The organism is Kitasatospora viridis, from assembly GCF_007829815.1.
In the GTDB taxonomy this organism is placed as follows: domain Bacteria; phylum Actinomycetota; class Actinomycetes; order Streptomycetales; family Streptomycetaceae; genus Kitasatospora; species Kitasatospora viridis.
Window position 1 is genome coordinate 2,389,236 of sequence record NZ_VIWT01000001.1, and the last position, 24,460, is coordinate 2,413,695.

The window sequence follows — 24,460 nt, forward strand, 5'->3', positions numbered from 1 at the left end:
TTTTCTGCCTGATGCAGAGTTGGCGCGACCGCTCGGCGGCTGTGGTCCACCGTGCGGCGCCCGCTTCCAGGAGACCGGCCGCCGGTGGGCCCGGTATCAACCCCGGTCAAGGCGCGAGAGGACGACTCTCGGCGCCGCCGGGACCACCCGCACCCCGGCGGTCGCTACCAGGCAGCAGGAAGGACCGACCGTGGCGGCCCGCCCAACGGTCGACGACACCACCACCGCACCGGCCCGGATCGGCTACGTCTCCCTGCTGCGCACCCCCGGTGCGTGGACGTTCCTGACGCCCGCCTTCGTGGCCCGGCTCCCCTACGCGATGCTCAGCCTGGGCATCGTCCTGCTGGTCCTGCACACCGACGGCTCCTACGGCATCGCCGGCGCCGTGGCGGCCACCGCCGCCACCGCCCAGGCCGTGATCGGCCCGGTCACCGGCCGGCTCTCCGACCGGATCGGCCAGGCCGCCGTGCTGCTGCCCGTCGTGCTGGTGCACGCCGTCTCGGTGAGCGCGCTGATCGCGCTCGCGCTCGGGCACGCACCGGCCTGGACGCTCTTCCTGGCCGCCGCCCCGGCCGGCGCCAGCGTGCCGCAGATCGGCGCGATGGTCCGGGCCCGCTGGGTGAACCGGCTGGCCGACCGGCCGGCCCACCTGAACACCGCGTTCGCCTTCGAGTCGGTCACCGACGAGTTCACCTTCGTGATCGGCCCGGTGCTGGCCGGTGCCATCGCCACCGCCGTCGCACCGGCCGCCGCGCTGATCGCCGAGGCCGCGCTGACCGTGGTCGGCGGCCTGCTCTTCGCCGCCCAGCGGGCCACCGCGCCGACCCGCCACCCGGCCGTGCCCGGGGCCCGGCGGGTCTCCGCGCTGGCCTCCCCCGGCGTCCGGCTGCTGGCCGGGTGCTTCCTGGGCGTCGGCACCGTCTTCGGCGGCATGCAGGTCTCGGTCACCGCCTTCGCCACCGACGCCGGACAGGGCGGCCTGGCCGGGGTGGTCTACGGGGTCTTCGCCGGCGGCTCGATGCTCGCCGGGGTCGCCTACGGGATGGCCGACTGGCGGCGCTCGGCCCAGCAGCGGCTGCTGATCAGCTACGCGGCGCTGGTGCTCGGCTGCTCGATGCTCTGGGCGATGCCCAACCTGACCGCGCTGGCGGTGGCCGGGCTGGTCTGCGGGCTGGCCATCGCGCCGACCCTGATCACCGGCTACACCCTGGTCGAGACGCTGGTCGCGGACGGGGCGAAGACCGAGGCCTTCACCTGGCTGACCGGTGCGATCGGGCTCGGGCTGGCGATCGGCTCGACCGTCGCCGGCCTGCTGATCGACCTCTCCGGCCCGTCGCTCGGCTTCCTGATGCCGCTCGCCGGGGCCGGCGCCGGCCTGGTGGCCCTGGTCACGTTGCGCCGTCTGCTCAGCTCTCCGGGGTCCGCGAGCCGTACCGTTGCCAGGAGCGGCAGTACGGCCGGGGCGCCGGCGTGGTCGGCGGTCGACTGATCACCAGTCGGTCGTCAGTGATCACCGCTCACTGACCATGTCGGAGCGATCACGCTGGACTGTTCCGACGGAATGCCGCATCATGGACCGTCGTTAGCACTCATCAGGCGAGAGTGCCAGGAGGAAGACACAGTGCCCACGTACCAGTACCAGTGCACCGAGTGCGGCAACGGCCTTGAGGTGGTCCAGAAGTTCACCGACGAGGCGCTGACCGTCTGCCCGAACTGCGAGGGTCGCCTGCGCAAGGTCTTCTCCGCGGTGGGCGTGGTCTTCAAGGGCTCGGGCTTCTACCGCACCGACAGCCGCTCCTCGTCGAGCAGCTCGGTGTCCTCGGGCTCGGGCTCGGCCGCCCCGTCGACGTCCGGCTCGGGTGCCGCGTCGTCCTCCTCTTCCTCGGCTTCGCCCTCGGCGTCGTCGCCCTCGTCGTCCTCGACTTCGACCTCGACGAGCTGACGCGCGGCCCGCTGCGCGATCTTTCGCGAAGGCCCCCTGGGTTGTTCCCAGGGGGCCTTCGTGCGTGCCGGGGAGGTGCCGGGGGTGTGCCTGCGTTGTCCACAGCCCCGGGGTTGTCCACAGGTTCGATGGTGGCGCTTCCCGCGGCCGCGCCGGACCGCGACGCTGGCGCCATGAACGGAACCACTGCCCCCCGCCACCGCCGCACCCACCACCGGCCGCCGGTGCCCGCGCCCCGGCCGCTGCCGCCGCGCCGGGTGGTGCCCGAGTTCCGCCCGATCCGCCGGGGCGGCGGCGGGCGGCACCGGCTGCGACGGGCGGTGCCGCACCGCTGCGGCGCCGCGCTCGCCGGGCTGGTCGTCTGCACCACCGCCGCGCTGGCCGCCGGACCGCCGCACTCGCTGCTGCTGACGACGGGTCGGCTGCTCTGCGTCAGCGGACCGCCGTGAGCGCGGGCCGGTCGGTCGGCCCCGGCTCAGTCGCCGTGGTGCGGCGGGCGCTGGCTCAGGTACCAATCCAGGCCGCGGCCGCCGGAGGACTCGCCCCAGGCGGCGTCGGTGTCGTCACTGGTCTGGCGGGCCAGCGGGTCGCCGAAGACGATCTTCGTGCCGGCGGGTCGCACCGGCTCGGCCGGCTTCGCGGGCTGCTGTTCCGGGGTGGGTTCGGGCTGCTCGGTCATCCGTCCAGGGTAGGACCGACCGGCGGCGTCGTGGGCCGGTCGGTCCGGGACGGCCGCCGGGGGCCGGGCGACGGCCCGGCCCCCGGCGGGAGCACCGCGGTGCCCGGCGGCTCAGCCGAGCGAGGCGGAGAGGAAGTTCGCGCCGTTGTAGGAGCCCCAGCCGGTGACCTTGTCGTAGCCGGTGCCCGCGCTGTAGGCGCCGTTGTTGCCGGACTTCACGTCGTGGAAGGCGGAGGAGTAGGAGGAGGAGCCGGCCAGCGAGTAGATCCGGCTGTTGGCGAAGCCGAAGGAGGCCTTGCCCTTGGCCTTCGCCTCGCTGTTGAAGTCGGCGGCGAAGGCGGCCCAGTTGGGCGCCGCCGCGCTGGTGCCGCCGAACTCGTTCCAGGAGCCCCCGGTGTAGATGGCCCAGCCGCTGGCCGGGTCGGCGTCGGCCGCGACGTCCGGCACGGTGCGGAAGCCGCCCTTGTTCACCGGGGTCTGGAAGCTCGGGGTGGCGAAGTAGGAGGAGATGCCGCCGCCGCTGCCGGACCAGGCGGTCTCCTTGCTGTACGAGCTGCCGGAGAGGCTCAGCGTGGTGCCGCCGGTGCCGGTCACCCACGGGTCGGCGGCCGGGAAGTCGACCGAGGTGCCGCCGTTGCCGGCGTCGTCCGAGCCGCTGTCACCGGAGGCGGCGAAGACCGACTGCCCCTGGGCGGCGGCCTCCTTGAGGTCGGCGTCCACCGCGGTGCGGTTGCTCGGCGTCTCGCCGGCCTCGTAGGTGCCCCAGCTGATCGAGACCACCGGGACGTTGTCGCTGACCAGCTTGGCGTAGACGGCGGTCTCGCCGGCGTCGCTGTTCGGCGCCTCGTAGACCTTGACGGTGGCGCCGGGCGCGAGCGCCTGGACCACCTCGATGTCCAGCTCCACCTCGTCCTGACCGGACAGGTCGGTGGTGCCGCCGCCGGCCGCGACCACGCTGGGGGCGCTCACCGAGAGGCCGTAGTACTTGTCGTAGGCGGAGATGTTGGACTGCTGGAACGCGGAGAACTCCAGCAGGCCGACGGTGCTGCCCTTGCCGTTGTAGCCGGCGCTGATCGGGCTGGTGAGGTTGTAGGCGGAGCGCGCGGTCGCCGGGCTCAGGCCGGTCGGGGCCTTGGCCTTGGCGGCCGGGTTGGCCTGGCCGAAGTGCTGGTAGCGGGCGTAGTCGTTCAGGCCGGAGACGTCGGTGACCACGCTCGCGATGTCGGCGGGCAGCACCGGGGCGCTGGTGTTGGCGTAGTAGCCGTGGCCGTCCTTGCCGTCCCGGTAGGTGGCCAGGCTGGTGCCGAAGGCCCGCTGCACCTGGGCGGCGGTGCCGCTGGCCTCGACGGTCAGCCGGTTCGCCGTCACCTCGCCGACCTGCAGCCCCTGGGCCTTCAGGTAGCCGGTCACCTTGGCCACCGCCTCGGGACTGGCACCGAACCGGTCGGCGAACTGGCTGACCGTCAGGTAGTGCTGGTACTGCGCGGAGGCGGGGTCGGTCACCTGGGCGAGGAAGGTGTCGAGGCCGGCGGTGTCGCGCTGGGCCAGGTTGACGGCCACGGATATCGGCTGGTCGGCCGCGACGTTCCCGGTGCGGGCGGAGTGGGCGACCGCCGCCACCACGTCACCCTTCACCTCGACGGTGGCCGGCTGGGCGGCGAACGCGGGTGCGGCGGCGAACGCGATGATCGGCAGCGGGGCGGCGAGCAGACCGATGACCGGCCGGAGACGGGACTTCACAGGGGTCCTCCTGTTACGGGGGATCAGCTGACGGGGGCAGCTGGGGTCGGATGCCGTCCACCGTAAATTTGTCGAAGCACCGTCAAAAGAGAGGTATCCCCTGCTCATCAGATGTCAGCCCGGTGTCCTCCGGTGACCTGAGGTGCCGTCGGGGCCGCCCCGCCCCGTCGCCGATCAGGACAGCGCCAGGTGCCCGGCGGTGGTCAGCAGGTAGAGCACGGCGAAGGCAACGGCCGTGCGCGGCAAACGCGTTGCGCGCAGCAGCACGGCCGCGCTGCCGAACCAGAGCAGGTCCAGCACCGCCCGGACCACTCCGTGCAGCGGCAGCACCGCACCCGGCGCGCCGAACAGCGCCCAGACCACGGCGTAGCCGACCGGCAGGGCCAGGGCCGATGCCCAGCGAAGGGGGCCGGCCGGCCACCGGGTCAGCGCGAAGCGCACGGCCGTGGCGTAGACGGCGAGTTCGAGCAGGAAGGCGAGCGTGTCATCGGCCATCCGCAGCATCTGGATCACCGCGCACTCCGGGCGAACCGACGCGCCGTCTCCAGGTGCAGCACCGCCAGCGCTCCCGCCCCCAGCGCCATCCCCGGGTTGCGGGTGCGCACCCCGATCGCGGCGTCCCCCGCCTGCACCGCACCCGCGAGCAGCAGGACCGCCGGCAGCACCCGCCCGCCGCGCCCGCGCACCAGCTGCTGGAGCACCATCGCGCCGAGCGGCAGCGCCCGCGCGCCGTACGCCTCGGCGTAGAACCGCACGCCGCCGGTCACCGGCTCCCCCTCGGGCAGCCCGATGCCCGGGTTGACCAGCCCGGCCACGCAGGAGGCCATCGAGAGCAGCGCACCCGCCGCGTTGGCGATCACCAGCGGTCCGCCCGGCCCCGACCCCGCGCCCGTCCCCGTCCCACCCATATCAAACACACTCCAAATGATTCGAGCTCTGAATGATTCGGTAGAGATAGTATCGCGGCCATGAGCGCCGTCAACCCCCCTTCGCTGACCTCGTCGCTGTCCTTCCGGCTCGGCACCCTGGGCACCATCGCCACCACCCGCTTCACCGCCGCGATCGAGGACCGCGGGCTCAAGCCGAAGCACGTCGCCCTGCTGGCCGCCCTCGACGGCGGCGCGGCCCCCTCGCAGCTGGAACTGGCACAGGCGATGGGCGTGGCACCGAGCCTGGTGGTGAGCATGGCCGACCAGTTGCAGGCACTGGGCGCGGTGCAGCGCGAGCGCGACCCCGCGGACCGCCGCCGCCAGATCCTCGCCCTCACCGAGGACGGCCGCGAGCTGCTGCACGAGTGCGCCGCCCAGGCGCACGCCATCGACGCGGAGCTCGCCGCCGCCCTCTCCCCCGCCGAGCGCGAGTCGCTGCGGCACGCGCTCGGCGTGCTCGCCCACGAGGCCGGCCTGCCGGTCGAGGAGTAGCCGGGAAACGCGAACGGCACCGGTGCGTCGAGCACCGGTGCCGTTCGTGGATCCGTCGGGCGGTCAGCCCTTCTGCACCTGGCAGGGGCAGTTGCCCATCAGGGCCTTCACGTTGGCCACGTAGCTCGGGTTCGGGATCTGCTCGGTGCCGACCACCGCGCCCGTGGTCGGGTCGGTCGCCGTGGTGTAGTGCACCGCGCCGGCCCCGGCGTTGTAGGCGGCGATCACCAGGTCGAGCAGCGGCGTCTTGCCGGTCACCGGGTCGGGCGAGAGGTCGTAGTTGCCGCCGAACGCCGAATCGCCGTAGTAGGCGACCAGTTCGTCCAGCAGCTCGGCGCCGAGGTCGGTGTTGCCGGCCAGCGTGTGCACGTCGTCGGCGGTCCCGAACTTGCCGTTCATCCAGGTCACGGTCGCCGGCATGATCTGCATGGTGCCGATCCCGCCGTCGCAGGCCAGGATCGCCGACTTCCAGCCGCTCTCCTGCCAGGCGATCGCCTTGACCAGGCTGATCGGCAGCGCCGGCATCTTGTCGGTGCCGCCGGCGCTCAGGTTCAGCGTGCGCGGCTTGCCGGCCGCGGTGGCGAGCGCGGCCGAGACGTCGGCGGTGGCGGCGTTGGTCCCGGTGAAGCTGGGCGCGCAGCCGCTCTGCGCCGGCGGGGTGTGCGCGATCTGCGGGGGCTGCGGCGCGACCGGGCCGGGCTTGGCGACCGGCGCGGGCGGCGCGCTGGCGGGCTGCGGCTTGGCGGCGGTCGGCGCGGGGTTGGCGCCCGAGCCGCCGCGGGTCGCGCTCGGCGTGGCTCCCCGGGTCGGGCTCGCGCTGTGCGAGGCGGAGGCCGACGCGGAGGCCGAGGGCGAGGCGGAGGCCGAAGCGGAGGCCGAGGGCGAGGCCGAGTCGGTGGGCGTGGCGCTCGCCGAGTCGGTGGTGCTCGCGGCCGCGACCGAGGTCGGCGCGTCCGCCACGGTCACGTGCTCCGGGCTGCTCGACCCGGAGCCCCCGGTCAGCGCGTAGGCGCTGCCGGCCCCCACCACGGCGAGCGTGATCAGCCCCGCAGCAGCTTTCTGTCCCGTGGTGATGCGCATGGTCCCCCCGGCTCTGTGAAGAAGTCGGCCCAGCCTACCCACCGGTTCGCCGCATCCAGCGGCCCGGTGCCGCACGGAGACCCACTCGTTGGCTGACGACGCATCCGCCGGGTCGGCCGCCCTCCCCCGGGCTCAGGACCGCTCGGTCAGCGCCCGCTGTTCCGGCAGGTACGGGTAGTGGCCGGCCGTCAGCCGGTCGGCGAACGTGCGCAGCAGTGCCAGCCAGTTCTCCGCCATCACGTGGGCGCCCGGGGCGATCCCCTGGTCGGCGTAGATCACCTGCCCCCGCACGCCGTCGGGCCCCGGGTCGAGGTCGAGGGCGATGACCGAGCCGTCCGGTTCGTGGCCCACCGCCAGCCACCCCTCCCGCCAGTCGTCCTCGGTCCACCGGACCTCGCCCTCCTCGGCGTCCTCGGGCTCGCCCATCGGCGCACCCGGGGTCACCACCAGGCTCCGGAAGTCGGCATGTTCGACGTCGAAGCCCAGCACCCCGCCGAGGTGCACGCTGCGGTGCCGCGCGCAGGAGGCCGCGAAGTCGACCGGCAGCGGCATCCCCAACTCCCGCTCCAGCTCGGCGACCTCCGCCGCACCCGCCGGCCCGCCCAGCGACTCCAGCACGCCCGGGGCGTGTTCGGCCAGGTGGGCCTCGATGCGCGTCCACACCTCGGCGACCTCCGCGCGCAGTCCGGCCTGCGCCGCCGCCACCGCCGCGGGCTCGGCCGCCTCCTGCGACCGCTGCACCAGCCACTCCTGCGCCGCCTGCCGCTCGGCCGCGCCCAGTTCGCCCAGGCACCGCGCCGCCCGCCGGCGGAAGACCGGCCGCGAGCCCTCGTCACGCACCAAGTCCCAGAGGGTCCGCAGCAGTTCGCCGTGGAAGCGGGGACCGGACGCCAGCACGGCCGCCACCACGCCCTGGTCGCCCGGCTCCAGGAACTGCGCCGGATCCATCCGCAGCGAGCCGAGCGCGGCGTGCACCGCGTGCGGCTGGTAGACGGGATCGAGCGAGCTCAGCGGATCCGCCAGCACACCGAGTGCCCGGCCGCGCGCGAGCAGCCCGTCGAGCACCTCGCGCACCTGCCGCTCGTGCTCCGGCGGCAGCAGCAGCATGCTCCGGGCCAGGCCCGCCGCCGCCCAGTCGTTCAGCTCCGCGTGTTCCGACAGCCGCGCCAGGGCCAGCCGCCCCTGCGCCTCGCCGAGCCCCGCGAACTCGTGGTGCACGGAGAGCAGCGCCGTCACGTCGGCCCCCCGGTACTCGGCCTCGGCCCGGTCCAGCCACTCGCGGTCCAGGTAGGCCAGCGTGATCAGTCGGTTGATCTGCTCCCAGGGCTGCGGGTTCACCACCAGGTACGTCACGGCCTGCACCTGCGGGTCGCGGTAGCGGTTGCGGTGGTAGAGGCTCATCCGCTCCACCGCGACCGGCAGTTGCGCGGGTGCGTGGCGCACCAGGGCCCGGGCGACGGCGGGCCGGGTGTGGAAGTCGTGGTCCAGCAGGTGCAGCAGCACCTCGCCGACCAGCTCCGCCCGCTCGCCGCCCTCGGCCGCCGCCACGACCCGGGCCAACACCTCCTCCGGTCGGCCCGAAGGCGGGTCCAGCAGCTGCGGCACCGGGCAGGCCGGGCAGTTCTGAGGCTCAGTCACCCGCAGGATCCTGCCCTGCCGCACCGACATCCGCACGGATCACCACTGGCCGGGCTGGTAACCGCCCGCCGGCTGCTGGATCAGCACGTTCATCCTGTTGTAGGCGTTGATCAGCGCGATCAGGCCCACCAGCGCCGAGAGCTGGTCCTCGTCGAAGTGCTCCACCGCCCGCTGCCACACCGCGTCCGGTACCCCGCCGGCCGCGTCCGCGATCCGGGTGCCCTCCTCGACCAGTTCCAGGGCGGCGCGCTCCGCCGCCGTGAAGACGGTGGCCTCCCGCCAGGCGGCCACCAGGTTCAGCCGGGTCTGGGTCTCGCCGGCGTGCAGGGCGTCCTTGGTGTGCATGTCGGTGCAGAACCCGCAGCCGTTGATCTGGCTGGCCCGGATCTTCACCAGTTCCTGCACCTCGGCCGGCAGCGTCGAGTCCGAGACCGCCTTGCCCGCCGAGTTGACGTACTTGGCGAACTTCGCGCCGACGCCGTTGCCGTAGAAGTTGATCCGCGCGCTCATGGTCCTTCTCCTCATCCGTTCAAGCGGTTTCAGCACACTGACGGACCCCGGCCCCGGAATGTGACACGGACCCACCTGCAGCTGCCCGCCGACCCGCGGCCGCCGCGGCTCAGTCGGTGTCCGCCGAGGCCGCCGCGACCGTCTCGGGCCGCACGTGGAGGATGTCCCGGGCCTGTTCGGCGGCGCGCTCGATGCTCTCGGAGACGAAGTCGAGGAAGCGGGCGATGTTCTCCAGCCGCACGGCGGCCGGGGTGCCGGCGCCGAGCACGTCGACGCCGTCCCGCGCGGTCTCGCTGAGCTGGATGGTGGAGCGGGCGCTGGCCATCATCGACTGGTACCAGACGTCGTCGTCCACGAAGTAGCGCTCGCGGCGGCGTTCGTCGCGGTCCCGGCGCACCAGGCCCTGGGCCTCCAGGAACGCGATCGCCTTGGAGATCGAGGCCGGGCTGACCTGGAGCCGCTCGACCAGGTCGGAGGAGCTGAGGCTGCCCTCGTCGGTGGTGTAGAGGCAGGTCATCACCCGGGCCATCATCTTGGGCGTGCCCGCCGCCATCAGGACGGTGGTGAACACCTCCTGGTAGGCGTGCACCGCCTCGGCGTCGCGCCCGTGCGGCTGCGGGGCCGCGTTCGGGTCGCGGGGGGCGGCCGGCCGGCGGCGCTGGGTGCGCTGCTCGGTGGCGCGGTGGGCGAGGTCGGCGCGGTAGCCGTTGGGGCCGCCGTTGCGCATGACCTCGCGGGTGACGGTCGAGGTCGGGCGGTCCAGGCGTCGGGCGATCTCCGCGTAGGCGAGGCCGTCGGCCAGCCCGAGCGCGATCTGCTGACGGTCGTGCTGGGTGAGTCTGCCTCCCGGCATCGCGGTCTCCTTCGTGGTCCGTGGTGGCCCCATCATAGCGTTCATCGGCAATCCATTGCAATGACTGACGCGCCATCCGTTGCATTCCTTGCAGGATCACCGCAATGAAAATGGCTCAGCGACCTGCTGTGATGGGTTTTTTGCGCAACGAAGTTGTTGCCACACTCTGGAAAGCAACGTAGCGTTTCACTCATCAGAAACGGCGGGCCGACAGGCGGACCGCCCCTCACGAGGAGACCACCATGCAGACCTTCGCCACCCCCGCCGCGATCACCGCCACCATCGAGATCGCCGGCGGGCGCCTGCACCTCATCGCCACCGACCGCGCCGACACCACCGTCGAGGTCCGCCCCGCCGACCCCGCCAAGAACCGCGACGCCAAGGCCGCCGAGCAGGTCGAGGTCAGCTGCACCGACGCTTCCCTGCACATCCGCACCGCCGAGCCCAAGCACCAGTACCTCGGCCCCTCCGGCGCCGTCGAGGTCACCGTCCACCTGCCCGCCGGCTCCCGCGTCCAGGCCAAGAGCGCCGCCTGCGAGCTGCGCACCACCGGCCCGCTCGGCGACCTCGCCTTCGACGGCGCCTACCGGCAGATCCACGTCGCCGAAGCCGCGAGCCTGCGCCTGACCGCCGTGGACGGCGACGTCGAGGTCGGCCGCCTCACCGGCCCCGCCGAGATCACCACCTCCCGCGGCGCCATCCGCATCGCCGAGGCCCACCACGGCCGGCTCGACCTGCGCACCCAGTCCGGCGACATCACCGTCGGCGCCGCGACCGGCGTCTCCGCCGCCCTCGACGCCGCGACCAGCCACGGCCGCATCACCAACAGCCTGCGCAACACCGGCACCACCGAGCTCGACATCCACGCGACCACCCCGCACGGCGACATCACCGCCCGCGCCCTCTGATCCACCGTCACCCTTCCGGCCAGCCAGCACCCTTCGCCCCGCCACCCCCTTGAGAGGACCACCATGAACGCCACCGCCTGGACCGGCACGCTCGCGATCGAGGACACCACCCTGGCCGTCACCGACACCGGCGGCCCCGGCCCGACCGTCGTCTACCTCAACGGCTCGTACGCCGACCAGAAGCACTGGCAGCGCGTGATCGCCGAGCTCGGCGACGACTACCGGCACATCACCTTCGACGAGCGCGCCCGCGGCAAGTCCGGGACCGCCTGCGACTACTCCTTCGAAGCGTGCCTGCGCGACCTCGACGCCGTGCTCACCGCGCGCAACGTCGAACGTCCGATCCTGGTCGGCTGGTCCTACGGCGCCCTGATCGCCGTCCACTGGGCCGCCCGCCACCCCGAGCGCACGGCGGCCGTGGTCTCGGTGGACGGGGCGCTGCCCACCGAGCCCCTCGACGAGGCCACCCGCACTCAGGTCCGCGCCCTCTTCCGCCGCCTCAGCCCCGTCTTCCCGATCGCCCGCCGCCTCGGCATGGCCGCCCGGATGAGCGCCACCCAGCACGCCGAGATCAACCTCGAACTCATCGACCTGTGCGCCCCGACCGCCCTGGCCCCCGTCCTCGACGCCATCACCGCCCCCACCCGCTACGTCCTCGGCACCGGCGGCAACCTCGGCGCCGACGCGAAGACCATGGAGCGCCTGCGCGCCGACCTCGGCCCCGCCCTCGACCGCAACCCCCGCATCGAGGTCAGCGCCAAGGTCCCCAGCAACCACTCCAAGATCCTGCGCAACGACCACCGGGCCGTGGCCACGGCCGTCCGCGAGCTCGCCGACCAGGACCTGACGTCCAATCACATCACCGTGCCGGGCGCGAAGACCCCGGCCGCAAAGGACTTGGCGGCTTGATCATCCCGCTGCTACGTTTCTCCCGACCGAGACACCGGCAGAGGAGGTGAGACCCAGTGACCGCAACGACCACGTGGGCGCTCCCCCTCCCGTCACGGTCCGGCGACTGACGCAGCCGTCGCCGGGAGCGCCCGAAACGCAGGCACTCCCGAAAGGCCACGGCCATGTCTTCTCTCCTCTTCACTTCCCAGTCGTCCTCGAACGGCGTCCTCGAACGCGAGTTCACCGTCGACGGCGTCCCCGGCGTCCTCTGGTCGCCCGCCTCCGGCGCCGACCGCGCGCCGCTGATCCTGCTGGCCCATGGTGGCGGCAACCACAAGAAGCACCCCGCGATGTCGGGCCGCGCCCGGCGCCTGATCGACGGCTGCGGGTTCCACGTCGCCGTCCTGGACGCGCCCGGGCACGGCGACCGGCCGCGCACCGAGCACGACGAGGCCGAGATCGCCGCCCTGTTCGCGGCGCGGGCGGCCGGCGAGCCGGAGGGCCCGATCGTCGTCCGCTACAACGACCACCTGGCGGAGCTCGCCGTCCCCGAGTACCGGGCGGCCCTGGACGCGCTCCAGCAGCTCCCGGAGATCGGCGCCGACGGGCCGGTCGGCTTCTGGGGGATCAACATGGGCACCGCGATCGGCATCCCGTTCGTGGCGTCCGAACCCCGGGTGCGGGCCGCCGTGTTCGGCCAGCACTGGCCCGACACGCTGGCCGGGAAGGCGCGGCGGATCACCGTCCCGGTCGAGTTCGACCTCCAGTGGGACGACGAGCACATCTCCCGGGAGGAGGGCCTCGCGCTGTTCGACGCCTTCGCCTCCGCGGAGAAGTCACTGCACGTCAACTCCGGCAAGCACAAGGAGCTGCCGCGCTTCGAGGCGGACAGCGCGGTCCGGTTCTTCGCCCGCCACTTCGGCCGGCCCGTGGCCACTGCGGCCTGACCCTGCCGGCGGCGCGGACCGGGGATCGCTACGAATCGCGATCGCACGACTGCGGAGTGTAGTGTCACGGCGGATCGTCCCCCGTGACTCCGCCAGTCCCCGCGCTCCACCGATCCCCGCAACGCCGCCAGGAGGCCCCGCCCGTGAGTGCCGACATGCTCGCCGTCCCACCCGCGCCGACCGGGTCCGCCGCCGAGGCGGCCCGGCCGTTCGACGTGCTGGGCAAGCTCTACGAGGACGCCTACGGCCGGCTGCCCGAGCAACGCGCCGCCCTGGACTGGCTGATCGCCCGGCTGCCGGCGAACTCCCCGGTGATGGACATCGGTTCGGGCACCGGCCGCCCCACCGCCGAGCTGCTGACGGCGGCGGGGCACCGGGTCACCGGCTACGACGTCTCGACCACCATGGTCGAGCTCGCCCGCACCCAGGTCCCGGCCGCCGTCTTCGAACTCGTCGACGTCCGCGAACTGCCCGACGCGCCCGGCCGGTGGAGCGCGATCACCGCCTTCTTCCCGCTGCTGCAGATGCCGCGCGCCGACCTGGACCGCACCCTCGCCCGGGTCGCCGACTGGCTGGCCCCCGGCGGGCTGTTCGCCTTCGCGACCGTGCCGTTCGACGGCGAGGGCGTGGAGACGACCTGGATGGGCCAGCAGGTGCGCTGCACCAGCTACCCGGCCGCCCGCTACCCGGAGTTGCTCACGGCCGCCGGCCTGACCGTCGTCCACCAGCGGCTCAGCACGTTCCAGCCGGACTTCCCCGGCATGGGCGAGGAGGAGCACCTCTTCGTCCACGCCGTGAAACCCGGCGGTCCCGCCGCACGGTGATCCGACTGATCGTCAGTCGGCGATCACGCACCCCTGTCCACCGGGCCCGCGGGGCCCTACAGTTCGGACCGTGTCCCACAAGATCGACATTGACCGGATCCGCGCCGCCGCCACCCGCTTCGACGCCGCGCTCGCCGGGCTGACCGACGCCGACGCCCGGGCCGACTCCGCGCTGGCCGGGTGGAGCCGCGGCCACGTGATCACCCACGTCGCCCGCAGCGCCGACGTCTACCGCTGGCTGCTCGCGCTGGCCCGCACCGGTTCCGAGCCCGGCCCCCGGGCGGACGGACCGGCACTGGCCCGGGCGCTGGCCGAGGGCGCCGGCCGCCCTGCCGCCGAGCTGGTGGCGGACCTGCGCGGGAGCACCGAACGGCTGTTCGCCGAGGCCGAGCTGATGCCGGCCGACCGCTGGGACACCCCGGTAACGGCGCTCGCCGGCTGGCAGCACCCCGCCTGGTTCACCCTGCGGCGCTGCTGGCGCGAGCTGGAGACCCACCGCCTCGACCTGGCGCTCGGCCCCACCACCGCCGACTGGCCGGCCGACTACGTCGCCTGGGCGCTGGACGAGACGGCGCCCGCGCTGACCGCCCGGGCCTTCCCGGTGGCCCGGATCGAGGCCACCGACCTGGGCCGCAGCTGGGAGCTGCACGGCGAGGGCCCCGTCATCGCCGCCCCCGGCCACCTGCTGCTCGGCTGGCTCGCCGGCCGGACCGTCCCGGACGGGCGCTGGCCCACCCCGCCGGCCTGGCCGCAGCCCCCGGCACCCGGCTGGGGCTGACCCGCCGTCACACCTACCAGAACGCGCGCCCGTCCGGGTCGAACACCCGCGTGATTGACCCGGACGGGTGGAATACCCGTCCGCCCGCCACCTGTTCGGCGCCGCCTCCGTTTCACTGACCGCCAGGAACCGACCACTCCGTCGAAGGCAGTCGAGATGTCACTGGCGCGCCCCGCCGCCCCGGACGCCGGCGGCGGGCTCCTCGCCCGCCTCGCCGCCGCCGTCCTCGCCCGACCCCGCGCGGTCCTGGCGCTCGCCGCCCTGCTCACCGTCCTGACCGGCGTCTTCGGCCTGGGCGCGCACGACCGGCTGGCGCTCGGCGGCAACTCGGCGAGCACCGGCGACGCGGTCCGCGCCGACCGCTGGCTCGGCGACCACGGCGCCGTCGGTGACGCGCAGTTGGAGCTGCTGGTGGCCACCCCGGACGGCGTGGACTCGGCCGCCTCGCGGCAGGCCGGCGCCGCGTTCACCCGGCTGGTCGCCGGACAGCCGGGCGTGCGCACCGTGCTCTCCTACTGGCCGTCGGGCCCCGCCGCGCTGCGCTCCACCGACGGACGCTCCGCCCTGCTCCTGGTGCGCACCGCCGGGGACGCCGTGCGGAGCACCGAGTCCGCTGCCCGGCTGGGACGTTCGCTCAGCGGCCGGCACGGCCCGCTGAGCGTCTCGGCGACCGGCACCGGCCCCAACTACGGGGACGTGATGGACCAGGTCGGCCGGGACACCCGGCGGGCCGAACTGTTCGGCTCGCCGCTCACCCTGCTGATCCTGGTCGCGGCGCTCGGCTCGCTGGTCGCGGGGCTGCTGCCGGTGGCGGTCGGCGCGCTGGCGGCGGCCGGCACGATGGCGGTGCTGCGGCTGCTGACCGGCGTCATGGCCGTCTCCGTGCTGAGCGAGAACCTGACCACCACCCTGGGCTTCGGACTCGCCGTCGACTACTGCCTGTTCGTGGTGCACCGGTACCGCGAGGAGCTGGCCGGCGGCGCCGACCCGCACCCGGCCGTGGTCACCGCCATCCGCACGGCCGGCCGCACGGTGGTCTTCTCCGCGCTCACCGTCGCCCTCTGCTCGGCCGGTCTGCTGCTGGTCCCGGTGCCGTTCCTGCGGGCGATGGCCGCCACGGTCGTGGTGGTCGTGCTGCTCGCGGCGGCCGCCGCGCTGACCGTGCTGCCCGCCCTGCTGGCGGTGCTGGGAGGGCACCTGGACCGGCTGGACCCGTTCGCCGCGGTGCGCCGCCGGCTGCGCCGCGGGGCCGCCCGGCCGGGCTTCTGGCACCGGCTGGCCACCCGGGTGGTCCGGCACCCCCTGCCCTGGTGCCTGGGCGCCGGCCTCCTGCTGCTGGCGCTGGCCGTGCCGGCCGGGCACTTTCGCACCGCGCTCTCCGACTACCGGGTGCTGCCCGCCTCCGCACCGGTGAGCGTGACCGCCCGGGCCATCGGCGCCGGGTTCGACCCGGCCGAGCTGGCCCCGACCTCCGTCGTGCTCCCGGACGCCCCCGCCCGCGACGCGCTGGCCGGCTACGCCGCCCGCCTGGCCCGGCTGCCGGGCGTGACCCGGGTGGACACCGTGCCGGGCGGCTGGCTCTCGGTGGTCGGGCCGGCCGACTCGCAGTCCCCCGAGGCCGAGCGGCTGGTCCGGCTGATCCGCGCCGTGCCGGCCCCCGGCACCGCGCTGGTCGGCGGCCGGGCGGCCGAACTGGTCGACACCCAGCAGGTGTTGACCGACCGGCTGCCCTGGGTGGCACTGGTCGTGGTGCTCGCGATGGGCGGCCTGCTGCTGCTCTTCTCCGGCAGCGTGCTGATCGCGGTCAAGGCGCTGCTGCTGTCGGCACTGAGCCTCACCGCCGTGCTCGGCGCGATGGTGGCGGTCTTCCAGGACGGCCACGCCCGGTGGCTGGTCGGCGGCGCGCCGAGTTACGGCCAACTGGAGGTCACCACACCGGTCCTGGTGCTCTTCCTCGCCTTCGGCCTGTCGATCGACTACGAGCTCTTCGTGATCTCCCGGATCCGGGAGGAGTTCCGCCGCACCGACGACCTGGCCCGCTCGATCACCAGCGGCATCGGCAGCACCGGCGGGCTGATCAGCAGCGCCGCCGCCGTGGTCGCGGTGCTGCTGGTGGTGCTGGCGGCCTCCGAGCTCTCGCTCAACCGGATGTTCGGCGCGGCGCTCGCCCTCGCCCTGCTGCTCGATGCGACGGTGGTCCGGGGCGTCCTGGTGCCCGCCGTGATGCGCCTGTCCGGCCGGGCCAACTGGTGGGCGCCGGCCGGGCTGGGCCGGCTCCAACAGCGGCTCGCCGTCGACTGATGCCTCCGGTTGGTGTCACCGGTCCGGCCGGCGCGCCCGGTGCGCCCGCCAACGGGGCGTATCCGAACGGCCCGCCTGGCGTGTCCCCCGTCCCGCCCCGAGGCCCGTCCTACCGTGGCCGGACACCCCCGACGGCACCAGAGGCAGGACGACCATGGCCCTCCGGAAGACCCTCGCCGCGCTCGCCACCTGCGCGGCCCTCACCGGCGCGGCCCTCGGCGGCGGCGCCCCGACCGCCGCCGCGGCCGAGCCGGGCGCGAGCGTGGCCCGCTACACCGTGACCTTCCCGGACACCGGCAAGACCCTGATCGGCAACGCCACCCCGTCGCCCGGCGAGGTCCACTCCGTGCGGCTCGCCGGCACCAGCGCGCAGCAGCCGCCCGGCCTGACCTGCTGGGCCGGCCGCACCGACGGCCCGACGTTCTACGAGTCCTGCGACGGCACCCGCTACTACACCTTCGCCTTCTGCAGCGACGGCTTCCGTTACGTCGTCGGCCCGTTCGGCGGCCGGGGCGACTTCGAGTTCGTCTGCCCGACCGGCAGCGACGCGATCTGGGGCGGCTCGATCGACTGACCCGCCGTCATCACCCCTGCCGGGCCACCGGCAGCGCCCTGACCAGGGCCGCCCGGGACCTGACGCCGAGTTTGCGGTAGACCCGGGAGAGCGTGCCCTCGACGGTCTTGACGCTGACGAACAGCGCGGCGGCGACCTCGCGGTTGGTCGCGCCGTCGGCGGCCAGGCCGGCGATCCGCTGCTCGGTGGCGGTCAGCAGCGGGCCGTCAGCCGACTGGTCGAGCCGGGCCAACTCCTCGGCGACCCGGGCCAGCAGCGGCGCGGCGGCGGCCGCCGCGCAGAGCGCGTGCGCCTGCCCGAGCGCCACCCGGGCACCCGTCCGGTGCCGCAGCCGGCGCTCGACCGAGCCCAACGCGAGCAGGGTGCGGGCGAGTTCGAGCCGCTGCCGGCCGTCGCCGCGCTGCCGGTCGGCGGCGGCGCGCAGCAGGGCGACGGCCTCGCGGGCCTGGCCGAGCCCGGCCAGCGCGAGCGCCCGGGCCCGGACGGTCGCCGGCTCGTCGGTCGACTGCGGCACGGCGCCGACGAGTTGGCGCGCCACGGCGTGGTCCCCCTGGGTCACCCGCGCCTCGGCGAGCAGGGCCCGGGCCCGCCGGCCGAACCGGTCGGCCCTGGGCAGCCGGCCGGCCGCCTCCAGGTCCTCGACGGCGGCGGCGTTGGCGGCGGCCGTGCCGAGCAGCAGGGCCGCCTCGCCCGCCACGGCCAGCGCCTCCGCCCGGTGCCAGCGGTCCCCGGCCGCCGCCCAGCCGGCCGCGGCCCGCAGGGCCAGCCGGCGGGCGCGTTCGGCGCTGCCGCCGGTCAGTTCGGCCACCGCCACGGCCAGCAGGGCGTCCAGCCGGGAGGTGCCGGGGAGCGGGTCGCCCTGCCAGGCGAGCAGGTCGGCCAACCGGCGGGCCAGCGCGAGCGCGGTGACTGCCTCCCCGGCCAGCGCGTGGGCGGTGATCCGCAGCGCCAGCGCCTCGTCGCCCTCGGTGCGCAGGGCCGGGCCCGGCTCGCCCAGGGCCAGTGCCGCCAGGGCCCGTTCGGGGCCGGGCGGCGCGGCCGCGAGCGCCTCGGCCGCGCCGCCGGGGTCGCCGAGCGCGGCCCGCACCCGGGCCAGCAGGGCGGGGGCGGCCGGGTCGGCTCTGCGGTGGCCGGCGGCGGCCTCGGCCTGCGCCAGGGCGAGCGGCAACTGCCCGGCCCTGAGGTGGTGTTCGGCCACCCAGCGGAGCAGTTCGCCCTGCTCCCGGCTCTGCGCCGGCGCCTCGGCCAGCCCGGCGGCCAGCAGGTCCACGGCCCCGGCCAGGCCCTGCTCGACGGCGGCGGCGCGCGCCAGCACCAGGTGGGCCCGGGCGCGCAGCACGCCCGACCGGCTCTGCCCGAGCACCTGGCGGGCCAGCGCCCGCGCCTCCTCGGGCCGCGCACCGCGGGCGGCGGCCAGCAGTTCGGCGGCACTGGCGGGCTGACGCACCGTCGGCCCGCCGAACCGGTGGGCCGTGCCGTCCGGCCGGGTGCTCGCGGCCAGGTCCAGCGCCGTCCCCGGGTTGCCCAGCGCGGCCCGCTGGATGCCGCCGAGCACGGGCACGGGCAGTCGGCCGTACCGGTCGGCCAGCAGCTCGGCGAGGGCGGCCGGGGAGAGCGGGCCGAGCCGCAGTTCGGGCAGCTCGAACCGGCAGGCGTCCTCGCCGGTGCGCCGGGTGGCCAGCACCCGCACGCCCTGGCCCACGGCCCGGCGCAGCGCGAACCGCAGGGCGGCGGCGCTGGGCGGGTCGAGCCAGGCCACGCCGTCCAGCACCACGAGCACTGCGCCGTGCTCGCCCCGCAGCGCGAGCAGCAGGTCCAGCACGGCCCGGCGCAGCGCGAGCCGGCCCTCGCCGTCGGCGGGCGAGCGGTGGTGCAGCAGTGCGGCGCGCAGCGCGTCCCGGCGGCTCGGGGCGAGGGCGTCCAGCGGGCGGCCGCCGAGCAGGTCGCCGAGGGCGGCCCAGGGCAGTTCGCGTTCCTCGGGCGCGGGGGCGCAGCGCAGCACCAGCTGCCCGTCGCGCTCCGCCGCGGCGGCCAGCGCGCCGGCCAGGGCGGTCCGTCCGATCCCGGCGGGGCCGGTCAGCAGCAGCGCGCCGTGCTCGCCCAGGGCCCGCCGGGCGGCGTCCAGTTCGGCGTCCCTCCCGCGCAGTTCCGGCATCCGCACCGCCCCCTCCACCGCGCAATGGCGTGCACCTGACAGCAGTTTCGCGCCACCCCTGCCTCGGCCCGGAGGTCCATCTCAACCTGCTGCTGACGGCACGTCAATATCGCCCGGCGCGCAACTCCGCACACGAAACAGGGAGTTCACGGGGCATTGACCGTGCGTAATCCCCCCGCGCTCCCCCGAGCACCCCCCGGTGAGGTGGCGGCGCCGTGGCGCCGCCACCTCACGCGGCTTCGAAGCCGGCGTGACCGGCGATCTTCTTGAGCTCGGCGAGCGCGTGCTTCTCGATCTGGCGGATCCGCTCACGCGTCAGGCCGTGCTGCTTGCCCACCTCGGTGAGGGTGCGCTCGCGCCCGTCCTCCATGCCGTAGCGGGAGCGGATGATCGAGGCGGTGCGGTCGTCGAGCCGGCTGATCAGGTCGTCCAGCTCCTCCCGGCGGAGCATCACCAGCACCGCGTCCTCCGGGGAGACCGCGCCGGTGTCCTCGACCAGGTCGCCGAACTGGGTCTCGCCCTCGTCGTCGACGGCCATGTTGAGGCTGACCGGGTCGCGGGCCCAGTCCAGCACGTCCTTGATCCGCTCCGCGGTGGTGTCGAGTTCGGCCGCGATCTCCGAGGGCTCGGCCTCGCGGCCCAGCTCCTTGGACTTCTCCCGCTGGACCCGGCGGATCCGGCCGAGCTCCTCGACCAGGTGCACGGGCAGCCGGATGGTGCGCGACTGGTCGGCGATCGAGCGGGTGATCGCCTGCCGGATCCACCAGGTCGCGTAGGTGGAGAACTTGAAGCCCTTGGCGTAGTCGAACTTCTCGACCGCGCGGACCAGGCCGGCGTTGCCCTCCTGGATCAGGTCGAGCAGCGGCAGCCCGCTGCGCGGGTAGCGCCGGGCCACCGCGACGACCAGGCGCAGGTTGGAGCGGATGAAGACGTCCTTGGCCCGCTCGGCGTCGGCGGCTATCGCCTCCAACTCCTCGCGGGTGACGCCCTCGGGCAGCGCGGTCCCGTCGTCGCCGGCCTCCTCCAGCAGGTGCTGGGCGTACACGCCGGCTTCGATCCGCAGCGACAGTTCGACCTCCTCGGCGGCATCGAGGAGGGGGGTCCTGGCGATCTCGTCGAGGTACATGCCGACCAGGTCGCGGTCGGCTTCGAGGTTGGTCGGGCGGGCCGTACGAGTCCGGTCGGCCCTGTCGCGAACGACGGCACGGGTGGCCATGCTTGCTCCCTTGCTGTTGGTGCCCGGGTGTGGATCTCGCGGGTGGGTGCGGCGAGGGGATCTGCGCCGGCCGGCCGCGACAAGCGCGCCTCCCGGTGATGCGGGACCCCGGGGGCCTCACACGTAACGATCCAACGAACAGATTCCGGACAACATTCCCAAGTCGGCCAGATTCTTCGGGAGATGCAGTATCCTGCATCGCTTTTCCGGCTTTCGGAACGCTCGGCGAGCGGGTCCGCACGGACCGTCAGGGGCGCACACCCGAAGTCACACGGCGCGCGTGGCCGTTCACGCGCCGGGTGCGGCGCGGGGCTCCCGATCGATCGGATGCGAATGGACCGCCCGCATCAAGCCCACCCTGCCCAACGCACCGAACGCCCCGTTCGATCCCGCTCCGGGTGCACGCAAACGATGCCAAATCGCGATCGGTCCCCCATCGGATCGCATCACCCGGCTGGGAAGGTGTCAGCCATGCACCTGACCACCGGCCGGGACCAACCCTCGGACCAGCAGCGCCGGAGCACGCTGCGCGCCCGCCTGCCGCGCTACGCGGCGGTGGCGCTCGGCGCGCTCGCGGTCTTCGCCCTGCTGCTCGGGCTGGTCGAGGGCGGCTGGGGGCCGCTGGCCCGGCTGGACCAGTCCTGGACCGACGGGCTGCACCGGTTCGCCCGGGACCACGCCGCCTTCACCGCCTCGATGCAGACCACCAGCACGCTCGGCGGCCCGGTGGTGATGCGCACCCTGCTCGCGCTGGCCGCCGCCTGGCTGTGGGCGATCGGCGCCCGCGCGCTGGCCGGCTGGACGGCCGCGCAGGCGCTGGTCGGCTGGGGCGCGCAGTGGCTGGCCAAGGCCCTAGTGGACCGGCCCCGGCCGAGTTGGCCGGACCCGGTGGCCTCCGCCCCCGGCGCGGCCTTCCCCTCCGGCCACGCGATGGCCGCCGCGATCACCGGGGCCACCCTGGTGGCGCTGGTCTGGCCGCGGGTGGACCGGCCGGCCCGGATCGCCTGCTCGGCGGTGGCGGTGGCGGCCAGCCTGCTGGTCGGGTTCACCCGGATCGCGCTCGGCGTGCACTGGCCCAGCGACGTGCTGGGCGGCTGGATCCTGGCCGCCGCGGTGCTCGGCGGCACCACCGTGGCGGCCGAGCTGTGGCGGCCCGGCGCGCTCTCCCGGGACGTCCGGCGGGTGAACTGGCGCACCAGGCCCCGGGTGCAGAGCGTGCTGGCCACCAGTGTGCCGTTCCCGGAGCTGCCGTTCGGCGAGCGGGTGGAGCCCGACTACCTGGACCGGCCGGACAGCTGACGGTCGGTGAGATAGCTCACACTCACGGGTGACAGGGGCCGGACAACGACATCCCGCCACCGCCGGTGGTGTCCCAATCACAACAAACCGGGGCGAAATTCCGGGCAAAACCTCCGCAAAGCACCCCAAACACCCGCCGGTTCGCCGCGTCGGCCGACGCTCGCGCGCGGCCGGTTCACGTCCCCGAGATCCTCACCACAGGACACCCGACTCCCCATGAAGTGCCCTGATGGGGCAGACTGCTTCGGCTGGGTATGCCTGTGCCCGGCTCGGGGAACCGAGCACCTGACCTGCGGCACCCCGCAGCAGCACCTGCCCGGAAACCGAGCCACGGGAGTTCCATGACCACGCACACGGCGGGTGAGCCGTACGGGTCGTACGGGTCATCCGAGTCGCACGGGGCGGCCCAGCCGTACCCGGCGATGCCGGAGCAGGGTCAACCGGACCCGCAGCAGCCGCAGTTCTCCTACGACCAGCCGCCGCCGCAGCCGCAGCCGTCCTACGGCTACGAGCAGCAGCCCGCCGGCTACCCCGAGTACCAGCAGCCGCTCTACCAGGACCCGCCGCCGCAGCAGTACGAGCAGGCGCGGTACGAGCAGACACCGTACGAGCAGGCACCGTACGAGCAGCCGCAGTCGCAGCCGCAGTACGAGCAGCAGCAGCCGTACCAGCAGTACCCGGCCTACCAGCCGTACCCGGGCCCGGAGCAGCACGCCCACCAGTACCAGGTGTCCGAGCCCTACCTGCTGCCCGCGGACTACGGCCTGCCGCACACCTTCAACGACCCGCCCACCATGTCGCTGCGCGCGATCACCGCCCAGGAGCAGTACCTGATCCCGCCGGCCCCGACGGCCCCGCCCCAGCTGCCGCACCAGCGGCCCGCCGAGCCGGCCGCCCCGCCGCAGGCCCGGCCGGAGCAGTCCGAGGACGCGGCGGCCGGGCGCAACGGCCTGATCATGGCGATCGGCACGCTGGCCTCGCGCGGGCTCGGCTTCGTGCGCACCGCGATGCTGGTCGCCGCGCTCGGCCCCGGCATCCTCGGCAGCGCCTTCAACGTGGCGAACACCCTGCCGAACATCGTCTTCACCATGCTGATCGGCGGCGCGCTCCAGTCGATCTTCGTGCCCGAGCTGGTCAAGGCGGCCAAGAACGACGCCGACGGCGGCGTCGCCTACACCGACCGCCTGCTGACCCTGTGCACGGTCGCGCTGGGCCTGCTCACCATCGTCTCGGTGCTGATCGCGCCGTGGCTGGTGAACATCTACGCCGGCGACTGGACCGGGTCGGACCGCAGCCTGACCGTCTCGCTGGCCCGGTTCTGCCTGCCCGAGATCTTCTTCTACGGACTCTTCACGCTGCTCGGCCAGGTGCTCAACGCCCGGGGCAAGTTCGGCGCCATGATGTGGACGCCGGTGCTCAACAACGTGGTGGCCTGCGCCGTCTTCGGGCTCTACATCGCGATCGGCGGCCAGGCCGCGAGCACCGGCGCGGTCACCACCGGGCAGACCTGGCTGCTGGGGCTCGGCACCCTGCTCGGCGTGGTGGTGCAGGCGCTCGGTCTGGTGCCCTCGCTGCGGGCGGTCAAGTTCCGCTGGACCCCGCGGTTCGACTGGCGCGGCGCCGGTCTCGGCGCCCCGATCAAGGCCGCCACCTGGGCGCTGCTGCTGGTGATCGTCACCCAGGTCGCGTTCACCGAGATCACCGCGCTGACCACCGCCGTGGACCACATCGGCGGCGACAAGATGGTCGGCATCGGCAACGCCTCCTACACCTACGCCAGCACGCTCTTCCTGGTGCCGCAGGGCGTGATCACCATCTCGATGGTGACCGCGATCATGCCGCAGATGTCCCGGGCCGCCACCGAGGGCAACCTGCAGAAGATCGGTGCCGACCTGGCCCGGGTGCTGCGCAACTCGGCCGCCATGATCATCACGGCCACGGTGCTCTTCATCGCCTTCTCCGACCAGATCACCCACCTCGCCTACGGCTACGGCCACCAGACCAAGCTGGGCCTGGCGGTGATCTCAGGGGCGCTGCTCGCCTTCGCCATCGGCATCCCGTTCTTCTGCGCGCAGTACGCGCTGGCCCGCGGCTTCTACGCGATGGGCGACGCCCGGACCCCGTTCTGGCTGACCGTGGTCTCCTCGGGCTCCAACGTGTTCTTCTCCTACCTCGCCTACGTGTCCTTCAGCCCGCGCTGGATCATCGTCGGCATGGCCGCCGCCCAGAGCATCGCCTGCGTGATCAACATGCTGATCACCGGCTTCGCGCTGGCCCGGCGACTGCGCTCGCTGCCGGCCGCGCCGGAGGACCCGCAGCGGCGCGCCGAGGTGCTGCGGGCCGCGCTGCGCCAGCCGATGCGCAGCGGGCTGGACGGGCGGCGGGTCTTCGGGCTGCACCTGGGGCTGCTGCTGGCCTGCCTGCCGGGCGCGCTGGTCGGCCACTTCCTGGCCGCCGCGGTCAGCGGTGCGATCAGCGGCGGCGTGGTGGCGTCCACCCTGGGCAACGGCATCGGGCTGGTGCTCGGCACCGTGACGGTGCTGGTCTCGCTCTTCCTGCTGGCCAAGCCGCTGGGCGCGGCGAGCACGGTGGCGCCGCTGGCCCGCAAGCTGCGGCTGCCGTTCCCGGCCGAGCCGGAGCCGAGCGGCCGGCGCCGGCGGGCCTGAGCGAACGCCTGTCGGGGTCGGGGAGCGCGTTGCTAGGG

At 74.3% G+C, this 24,460-nt stretch carries 23 protein-coding genes; 13 read left to right on the forward strand and 10 right to left on the reverse strand.

The window, feature by feature from the left end; all coding sequences use genetic code 11:
* Window positions 1-190 precede the first annotated feature (190 nt).
* From FHX73_RS10500 to FHX73_RS10510, 3 genes are all read left to right on the forward strand, one after another.
* On the forward strand, window positions 191-1,489 hold the full coding sequence (locus FHX73_RS10500) for an MFS transporter (protein WP_145904749.1): 1,299 nt from the start codon (window positions 191-193) through the stop codon (window positions 1,487-1,489).
* A gap of 132 nt (window positions 1,490-1,621) precedes the next feature.
* Window positions 1,622-1,942 carry an FmdB family zinc ribbon protein gene (locus tag FHX73_RS10505; RefSeq protein WP_145904750.1) on the forward strand — a complete coding sequence of 107 codons (321 nt, stop codon included), beginning with the start codon at window positions 1,622-1,624 and terminating at the stop codon, window positions 1,940-1,942.
* A gap of 173 nt (window positions 1,943-2,115) precedes the next feature.
* Complete coding sequence (locus FHX73_RS10510; protein WP_145904751.1) at window positions 2,116-2,391, forward strand: hypothetical protein; 276 nt, start codon at window positions 2,116-2,118, stop codon at window positions 2,389-2,391.
* A 26-nt stretch (window positions 2,392-2,417) separates the two neighbouring features.
* On the opposite strand, the gene FHX73_RS10515 is transcribed toward FHX73_RS10510, so the two are convergent.
* From FHX73_RS10515 to FHX73_RS10530, 4 genes are all read right to left on the reverse strand, one after another.
* Window positions 2,418-2,621: a hypothetical protein gene (locus FHX73_RS10515; protein WP_145904752.1), complete on the reverse strand. Its 204-nt coding sequence runs from the start codon at window positions 2,619-2,621 to the stop codon at window positions 2,418-2,420.
* A gap of 111 nt (window positions 2,622-2,732) precedes the next feature.
* Window positions 2,733-4,361 carry a S53 family peptidase gene (locus tag FHX73_RS10520; protein WP_145904753.1) on the reverse strand — a complete coding sequence of 543 codons (1,629 nt, stop codon included), beginning with the start codon at window positions 4,359-4,361 and terminating at the stop codon, window positions 2,733-2,735.
* 174 nt (window positions 4,362-4,535) lie between these two features.
* Complete coding sequence (locus FHX73_RS10525; RefSeq protein ID WP_246213813.1) at window positions 4,536-4,865, reverse strand: YrdB family protein; 330 nt, start codon at window positions 4,863-4,865, stop codon at window positions 4,536-4,538.
* A gap of 5 nt (window positions 4,866-4,870) precedes the next feature.
* The gene (locus FHX73_RS10530) at window positions 4,871-5,221 is read right to left on the reverse strand and encodes a hypothetical protein (RefSeq protein ID WP_145904755.1); all 351 of its coding nucleotides are present in this window, start codon (window positions 5,219-5,221) and stop codon (window positions 4,871-4,873) included.
* A gap of 108 nt (window positions 5,222-5,329) precedes the next feature.
* Here FHX73_RS10530 and FHX73_RS10535 point away from each other — a divergent pair, with 108 nt between their 5' ends.
* A complete protein-coding gene (locus FHX73_RS10535) occupies window positions 5,330-5,782 on the forward strand; it encodes a MarR family winged helix-turn-helix transcriptional regulator (protein WP_145904756.1) in 453 nt (150 codons plus the stop codon).
* A gap of 63 nt (window positions 5,783-5,845) precedes the next feature.
* Here the strand turns inward: FHX73_RS10535 and FHX73_RS47135 are convergent, their stop codons facing one another.
* From FHX73_RS47135 to FHX73_RS10555, 4 genes are all read right to left on the reverse strand, one after another.
* Window positions 5,846-6,862, reverse strand: coding sequence for a lytic transglycosylase domain-containing protein (locus FHX73_RS47135; RefSeq protein WP_145904757.1), 1,017 nt, complete (start codon window positions 6,860-6,862; stop codon window positions 5,846-5,848).
* Window positions 6,863-6,994: 132 nt separating this feature from the next.
* Window positions 6,995-8,500, reverse strand: coding sequence for an SMI1/KNR4 family protein (locus FHX73_RS10545; protein ID WP_145904758.1), 1,506 nt, complete (start codon window positions 8,498-8,500; stop codon window positions 6,995-6,997).
* A gap of 39 nt (window positions 8,501-8,539) precedes the next feature.
* The gene (locus FHX73_RS10550; RefSeq protein WP_145904759.1) at window positions 8,540-9,010 is read right to left on the reverse strand and encodes a carboxymuconolactone decarboxylase family protein; all 471 of its coding nucleotides are present in this window, start codon (window positions 9,008-9,010) and stop codon (window positions 8,540-8,542) included.
* Between the two features lie 109 nt (window positions 9,011-9,119).
* Complete coding sequence (locus FHX73_RS10555; RefSeq protein WP_145904760.1) at window positions 9,120-9,863, reverse strand: GbsR/MarR family transcriptional regulator; 744 nt, start codon at window positions 9,861-9,863, stop codon at window positions 9,120-9,122.
* A 242-nt stretch (window positions 9,864-10,105) separates the two neighbouring features.
* Between FHX73_RS10555 and FHX73_RS10560 the strand changes: the two genes are divergently transcribed.
* The 7 genes from FHX73_RS10560 to FHX73_RS10590 all read left to right on the forward strand — a co-directional run bounded on the left by FHX73_RS10560 (window position 10,106) and on the right by FHX73_RS10590 (window position 17,086).
* On the forward strand, window positions 10,106-10,771 hold the full coding sequence (locus FHX73_RS10560; RefSeq protein ID WP_145904761.1) for a DUF4097 family beta strand repeat-containing protein: 666 nt from the start codon (window positions 10,106-10,108) through the stop codon (window positions 10,769-10,771).
* 63 nt (window positions 10,772-10,834) lie between these two features.
* Entirely contained in the window at window positions 10,835-11,680 is an 846-nt protein-coding gene (locus FHX73_RS10565; protein ID WP_145904762.1) for an alpha/beta fold hydrolase, read from the forward strand.
* Between the two features lie 164 nt (window positions 11,681-11,844).
* On the forward strand, window positions 11,845-12,609 hold the full coding sequence (locus FHX73_RS10570) for an alpha/beta hydrolase family protein (RefSeq protein WP_145904763.1): 765 nt from the start codon (window positions 11,845-11,847) through the stop codon (window positions 12,607-12,609).
* 143 nt (window positions 12,610-12,752) lie between these two features.
* On the forward strand, window positions 12,753-13,433 hold the full coding sequence (locus tag FHX73_RS10575) for a class I SAM-dependent DNA methyltransferase (protein WP_246213454.1): 681 nt from the start codon (window positions 12,753-12,755) through the stop codon (window positions 13,431-13,433).
* Between the two features lie 70 nt (window positions 13,434-13,503).
* Window positions 13,504-14,211 (forward strand): maleylpyruvate isomerase family mycothiol-dependent enzyme, encoded by a 708-nt coding sequence (locus FHX73_RS10580; RefSeq protein WP_211786170.1) that lies wholly within the window; start codon window positions 13,504-13,506, stop codon window positions 14,209-14,211.
* Between the two features lie 156 nt (window positions 14,212-14,367).
* Window positions 14,368-16,512, forward strand: coding sequence for an MMPL family transporter (locus FHX73_RS10585; protein ID WP_145904764.1), 2,145 nt, complete (start codon window positions 14,368-14,370; stop codon window positions 16,510-16,512).
* A 154-nt stretch (window positions 16,513-16,666) separates the two neighbouring features.
* Window positions 16,667-17,086, forward strand: a complete 420-nt coding sequence (locus FHX73_RS10590) for a hypothetical protein (protein ID WP_145904765.1) — start codon at window positions 16,667-16,669, stop codon at window positions 17,084-17,086.
* A 10-nt stretch (window positions 17,087-17,096) separates the two neighbouring features.
* Here FHX73_RS10590 and FHX73_RS10595 read toward each other — a convergent pair whose 3' ends face one another.
* Entirely contained in the window at window positions 17,097-19,241 is a 2,145-nt protein-coding gene (locus tag FHX73_RS10595) for a helix-turn-helix transcriptional regulator (RefSeq protein ID WP_246213815.1), read from the reverse strand.
* 229 nt (window positions 19,242-19,470) lie between these two features.
* Entirely contained in the window at window positions 19,471-20,457 is a 987-nt protein-coding gene (locus FHX73_RS10600) for a sigma-70 family RNA polymerase sigma factor (protein ID WP_145904767.1), read from the reverse strand.
* A gap of 471 nt (window positions 20,458-20,928) precedes the next feature.
* Here FHX73_RS10600 and FHX73_RS10605 point away from each other — a divergent pair, with 471 nt between their 5' ends.
* Both FHX73_RS10605 and murJ read left to right on the forward strand, forming a co-directional pair.
* Window positions 20,929-21,756 carry a phosphatase PAP2 family protein gene (locus FHX73_RS10605; protein WP_170304884.1) on the forward strand — a complete coding sequence of 276 codons (828 nt, stop codon included), beginning with the start codon at window positions 20,929-20,931 and terminating at the stop codon, window positions 21,754-21,756.
* A 341-nt stretch (window positions 21,757-22,097) separates the two neighbouring features.
* Window positions 22,098-24,422 (forward strand): murein biosynthesis integral membrane protein MurJ, encoded by a 2,325-nt coding sequence (gene murJ / locus FHX73_RS10610; RefSeq protein WP_170304885.1) that lies wholly within the window; start codon window positions 22,098-22,100, stop codon window positions 24,420-24,422.
* The last annotated feature ends 38 nt before the right edge of the window (window positions 24,423-24,460 follow it).